The following is a 6,004-nucleotide window of genomic DNA, read 5'->3' on the forward strand; positions in this document are numbered from 1 at the left end:
GCTCCGGCGATTTCTCCCCGGGACGAGGAAGGCTTCTCCAGTTGCTTGGCATGCCCTTGTCAACGTGCCGTCGCTTCCACCCCGCCGAGGTGAGCAGCCGTGTCGGTCAGTGTTCGGCTACCCATACTGCCTTCGCCCTACGGTTGCAGGCTCGGCCCTCGGAGTTACTCACTTTCGAGGCCACAATGCGTTCTCTTTTGATACGGCCCGCCGACTCGTGACCTCCCCTTGGGAGACCTTGTCGATAGGCTTCGAAGGTTCTGTTTCTATTCCCTCCGCTATCCAAACTACGGGGCTCTGACTTCTACCCCGGCAGGTCTGTCTCCTGCTGAACACGCTAGCTTTACCTGGACACACATCCGGACGTGATACTCTCGCATCATCCGGCTCCTGTCATCCAACGGTAGCCCGTCCAAGCTTTTGCCAGGGGACGAAGAGTTTCAGATACTGCCGCGCCATCTGGTTGAGCGTCCACAACGACCATCCTCGGAGACCCCTCAGTTACTTGTACTTGCACCGAAGCCACGCGCCGAGGCGCTCGTCGAAGTACTCATAGAGCTTGCGCAATCCGTCGGGTAGAACCGCCCGTAGTATTGATCAGGCTCCGTCCCTGACGCATGGCGTCAGGTTCCCACGTTCCGTGCTAAGCCTGTGATAAGATCGTGCCGCCTATGCACCGGCTGCCGCGTGGGCCGTAAACAGGCTACGCCCACACTCCTCCGCGCGTTACTACCCCACGCCCGTTTTGACAGCGTCTTGAACCCATTTCGATACGTCATCGGCGGTTCGCTTGCACTCATGTTCTTGTCACTTACCTGACGGTTTCACTCACCGCCTTTTCCTCATCGCTCACCACCGCGCCTTTTGAAGGCAGCAGTATGAGATGGTTTGAAGCCTGCCCCTGCAGGCCGGCTCCGGGAGGCCTCGCCCCCATCTTCAACACAGCATTACCGGCGTCGCCGCCGATGTTCATGGCACACGGTAATAGGGATTCACATAGCGCCTCATCCGACAGATTGTGCATGTGCTTCAGAATGAACAGGTCGGCGACAAGCCGCGTCGGCAAGCCAGGCTGTCCCGGACCGGTTTGGCAGACCGAACCAAAGCGCTCATCCAGAAACTACCAGTCAATCAGCGCAGCCAACCGCACCAGCGGGTGACCCATGTCGATAATTTGATCGAGCGCAGGAAGCAGCAGGTCCTTCTGGCGATCATCCCGCGGTTTGCTCATCGCATCCCTCAATGTCGACGATACGCCGTCAGGGAATCACAAATCGATCGAAAGCAACATCCCAAAACGCAAGAAAGCGCGCCCCAAACACCCGCCCTTCCTGCAAAATCGAATACTTTATCGAGACAACATCCGCCTATCTCTCAGGCCAATTTGCATTCTTCACGAACGACTCTTCATGATGATCCTTAGATTGATCTTCGCAACGCGGTGATTTCTCGAGCTACAAATCGCTTGCAGGCAATTGTGTTGTTCGGGAAGAGAAAGCGGCCCAGATGGCTCTCGGACGGTCAGGATGCTTCCCTCATTTGAGCTGACCATAGATCCACTCGGCCGGAATCCCGAGACGGCGTGCCAACTGGGTTACTGGCAAACGGCCTTTGACTGCCGGCCACCGTGTTTGCCGAGGGTCGCACCTTGAGGCGGCGTTTAAGACGAATGCGCTGGACCGTGATCGGTAGAACTTTGTCTGCCTCCTATGGCGAGTGATACCCTTCTTGCATCAGAGTGCCCGCGATCTCATCGTCACCCAGACCCTGCGAGCGCGCGTATCCGCTCCACCATCTCCCGGTGCCGCGGCAAGGCGGCCACGGCATTGACCGGTAGTGCGACCAGAAGCTCGGTGGTTGCACCGCCGCGCCACAAAACCCGAGCCAAATCGCGGCTTGTGTGATTCCATCAGGGCATGGGTAACAGTCTCGAGACGCTGCCGGAAGATATTGAGGCGGTGCATTCGGTGTTGCTTACGACGCGCGCCGAACTCGCCAGCGTTCGCGCCCAACAATCCGACGACCAAGCGATGATCGTTCACCTGAAGGTTGGCTGCCCGCCAAGGCACGGCCCCTTCGGTCCAGCGCGATTATAGCGCCTTCGTCCCTACTACGAGCCGTTCTGCCCCTGTGCTCCGTATCGGTACTCGCGATCTCACGGGGGGCGCCCGCTCGGTCGTCTTCCTTGGTACCGGAGCGACAGGTCCTCCCGTTCCATGCAAGAACCTGATCCAGAGTCACACCGCCTATCAGCCGGATGCCGTCATGGGGCGGACTTCACGCCTCCGGCCATGGCTCTTCCCAGGACCAACACCGCTCCTGATCCTGGCATCATCGATTGTCCTCGGGCAGCTACATGCCGCCGCCGGTGCGCCGCGTGAACATCCTAAAGGCGAATGGCGGGATGCGACCGCCCGGTGGGCATACCGATGTCGTGCGCATAGTGCAGCTTATGCAATTTGCGTTCGGGATGTCATGTGGCGCGGGCTGTCACGGCTCACCGACATCGCGCTGGGCGCCATGGTCCGAGAAGAATTTGTGGGTAATTGAAAGCTACACCGGATGCTTACGCTCATACTATCCCAGCCCACGTGCTGTGTTGGTGAGCGCGGCGCCGACGCGCATTGGTCGAACCTTGAGCTAACCAGTAGTCGACTTGCGTCGTTGGTCGACGACGATCGGCTCATCTGGCTAATTGGTTTCGAAGTCCGGAACTCACAACGTGCGCGCTATTTGGAGTCAAACGAAGTAGTCGCCGATTGCACTAACAGACCTACGCCGTGCGGCCAGCAGATCATCTTCGCAGAAAAACTGCGAACTATCCGCGAAATCGCCGCCAAGCAGCAGAACATCCTGCAATCATTCGGGTGCGATTGGGGAGCACAAGGCCCTTTCCAGCATCGACGCGTTGGCGGAAGGCTGCACACGCGTGGTGCAGGAAGGAAAGCCGCTGAGGTCGCGCTTCCAATGCTGCAGTGGAGCAATTCGGTGTCGAGAATGCGAACCTGTGTAGATATGGGGCGGGAGCCCGCCATTTCGAGAGGATGCAGAATGAACAGTGCCGCGACCATCCATAAGGATGCCGTCATCATCGATGCCGTTTCACCCCTAATTGAGCGTTACGAATATCTGGATCTGTACGCAAAGGGCGGCGTCACCTGCGTCGCCCCGACCGTGGCCGCACTCGAAGGTCCAGCGCAGGCGCTGACGAAGATCAGCGCCTGGCTGCGCCTCCTCGATCGGCGGCCGGACTTGGTTCACGTGCGCACTGCCGCCGACATCGAGCGTGCGAAGGCAGCAGGCAAGCTCGGCATTCTGTTTCATTTCCAGGGCACGGGACCGATCGAGCAGGATCTCAATCTCGTCGAGGCCTACCGGACTCTCGGCGTACGGCTGATCCAGCTCTCCTACAACGGGAAAAACTACGTCGGCGACGGTTGCGAGGAGCGGACGGATGCAGGGCTCAGCCGCTTCGGCGAGCGTCTCATCGAGCGTCTCAACGAGAACCGCATCATCGTCGATGTGTCTCACACCGGGCACCGGACCAGCATGGAGGCCATGGAAGTTTCGAAGCGCCCCGTCGTCTTCTCGCATTCAAACGCAAAAGCAATCCTGGATACGCGTCGAAATATCTCGGAGGATCAAGCTAAGGCCGTAGCGAAGACGGGAGGGCTCGTTGGCGCCACGCTGGTGCCCTTCTTTACTGTGCGCGGGTGCCGGCCGACGATCGACAACTTCATTTCCCATATCGACTATTTCGTGAAGTTGATCGGCGTAGATCACGTGGGCCTAGGGCTCGATTTCACCTGGACTCTGCCGCCGTTCGCCAGCGACGAGGTCGCGGGCCGCAACTGGCAAGACGCGGTCAATGCCGGCTGGTGGGATCCGGACAACTACCCGAAGCCCCCACATTACTATCCGCAAGGGATGGATACGCCAGCCGAAATGATGAACCTCACAGAGGCTCTCCTGAAGCGCGGCTACGACGCCGAGGACGTGAAGAAAATCCTCGGCGGCAACTGGCTGCGCGTATGTCGTGAGGTATGGGGCGCCTAGGCGCAACGCCATTGTCATAGGAGTTTCAGATGAAAGTCGACATTTTTACAGGCGCCATTCCCGCGCTCATGACGCCGTGCAAGAAAGACCGAACGCCCGATTTCGACGCGCTTGTTCGCAAAGCGCGGGAACTGGTCGACGCCGGTATGTCGGCCGTCGTCTATTGCGGCACAATGGGCGACTGGCCGCTTCTGACCGACGCGCAGCGCAGGCAAGGTGTTGAGCAGCTGGTGAAGGTTGGCGTGCCCGTCATCGTCGGCACAGGGGCGATCAATACCGCCAGCGCCGTCGAGCACGCGGCGCACGCGCAGGAGGTCGGCGCAAAGGGACTGATGGTCATCCCCCGCGTGCTGTCTCGTGGGCCATCCCTGGTCGCGCAGAAGGCGCACTTCAAGGCAATCCTATCAGCGGCGCCGCGGTTGCCGGCTGTCATTTACAACAGCCCGTACTACGGCTTTGCGACCCGCGCCGATCTGTTCTTCGCGCTCCGCGCGGAGCACCCCAACCTGGTCGGCTTCAAGGAGTTCGGTGGTCCGGCCGACATGCGCTATGCGGCCGAGAACATCACCAGCCGCAATGATGACGTCTCGCTGCTGGTCGGCGTCGACACGGCTGTCTACCACGGATTTGTGAATTGCGGTGCGACGGGCGCTATCACCGGCATTGGCAATGTCCTGCCAAAAGAAGTGATCCATCTCTGCAAGCTCGCCCAGGCCGCAGCGACCGGCGATGTCGACGCGGGCCAGCGCGCGCAAGAGTTGGAACGGGCAATGATCGTACTTTCGTCCTTCGACGAGGGGCCGGATCTCGTGCTCTTCTACAAGTACATGATGGTCCTGAAGGGTAGCAAGCAGTATGAACTGCATTTCAACGAGACTGACACGCTCTCCGACAGTCAGCGCGGCTACGTTGAGAGGCAGCTACAGATCTTCGATCACTGGTACGCGGACTGGAGCCAGCTGCCGGGCGCGGTGCAGACCTACAAGGTCTGAGACGAAGGTGCTCTTCATCTAAGAAACCTGTACGGCAGCGTGAAAGTCAAACCAGACGTCATCGTTATTGGTGCGGGGGTGATCGGACTCTCCGTGGCCATCGTTATGCAGGTGCGAGGTTCGAACGTCGTGGTCATCGACCGGGACGGTCCCGCGGCAGGGGCGTCGGCTGGCAATGCTGGAGCCTTCGCGTTCACGGAGATCCTGCCGCTCGCCTCACCTGGTATCCTCAAGAAGGCGCCGCGTTGGCTACTCGACCCGCTCGGTCCGTTGACAATTCCTCCGGCCTATGCCTTCCAAGTCACGCCTTGGATATACCGCTTCTGGAAGGCGTGTGCGCCGTCCTGCGTCGCACGTTCAACCGCGGCGCAAGCCGCCTTAATGGACTTGTCCCGGGCTGACCTGGAACCCTTCCTGGCTGATACTGGCACGCTCGCGATGCTGCGCAAGGACGGCAACCTGCAAGTATATGAAAGCGCAGCGGAGTTCGAGGCTTCGCTGCCAGGCTGGGATGCCCGATCGCGTCACGGCATTGAGTTTTGCCACGTGGATGCCGCGGAGATGGCAAGCATCCAACCGGGCATAGCGTCGCGCTTCCTTCATGGGACGTTCACACCAGGTTGGTACTCCATCGCCGATCCGAAACTTTACACTCTTGCACTGGCTGATTGTTTCCGTGCGAGGGGCGGGAAGATCGAAACCGCCCAGGCGGCGGCGCTCCGCCCGGTTTCCGCCGGCGTCGAGATCATGACCGCCGGCAGCCAATGCTGGACCGCTGCTCAAGTTGTGATTTGCGCCGGCGCGTTCTCCCATCATCTTGCGAGAACCCTCGGCGAACGCATCCCGCTCGAAACTGAGCGCGGCTACAACACCACGCTTCCAGCCGACGCTTTTGACTTGCGCACGCAAGTCACCTTTGGCGGCCATGGCTTTGTGGTGACGCGACTGTCAACTGG

The 6,004-nt window shown here is 59.9% G+C and carries 3 protein-coding genes and 1 pseudogene; 3 read left to right on the plus strand and 1 reads right to left on the minus strand.

Going from position 1 to position 6,004, the window contains the following annotated elements:
• Positions 1 to 994: 994 nt before the first annotated feature.
• Positions 995 to 1,231: pseudogene (locus tag FNJ47_RS44130) on the minus strand (transposase); the annotation flags it as partial.
• A gap of 1,820 nt (positions 1,232 to 3,051) precedes the next feature.
• Between FNJ47_RS44130 and FNJ47_RS44135 the strand changes: the two are divergent.
• From FNJ47_RS44135 to FNJ47_RS44145, 3 genes are all read left to right on the plus strand, one after another.
• Complete coding sequence (locus FNJ47_RS44135) at positions 3,052 to 4,056, plus strand: dipeptidase (protein ID WP_163162799.1); 1,005 nt, start codon at positions 3,052 to 3,054, stop codon at positions 4,054 to 4,056.
• A gap of 29 nt (positions 4,057 to 4,085) precedes the next feature.
• The gene (locus FNJ47_RS44140; RefSeq protein ID WP_163162801.1) at positions 4,086 to 5,048 is read left to right on the plus strand and encodes a dihydrodipicolinate synthase family protein; all 963 of its coding nucleotides are present in this window, start codon (positions 4,086 to 4,088) and stop codon (positions 5,046 to 5,048) included.
• A gap of 39 nt (positions 5,049 to 5,087) precedes the next feature.
• Positions 5,088 to 6,004, plus strand: a 917-nt coding sequence (locus FNJ47_RS44145) for an NAD(P)/FAD-dependent oxidoreductase (RefSeq protein ID WP_347341806.1), incomplete at its 3' end; no start/stop codon positions are given.

It is taken from the genome of Bradyrhizobium uaiense (assembly GCF_010811875.1).
In the GTDB taxonomy this organism is placed as follows: Bacteria; Pseudomonadota; Alphaproteobacteria; order Rhizobiales; family Xanthobacteraceae; genus Bradyrhizobium; species Bradyrhizobium uaiense.

Coding starts and splice junctions, on each gene's coding strand:
- FNJ47_RS44135 (WP_163162799.1), top strand. CDS start 3,052: ATGAACAGTGCCGCGACCATCCATAAGGATGCCGTCATCATCGATGCC.
- FNJ47_RS44140 (WP_163162801.1), top strand. CDS start 4,086: ATGAAAGTCGACATTTTTACAGGCGCCATTCCCGCGCTCATGACGCCG.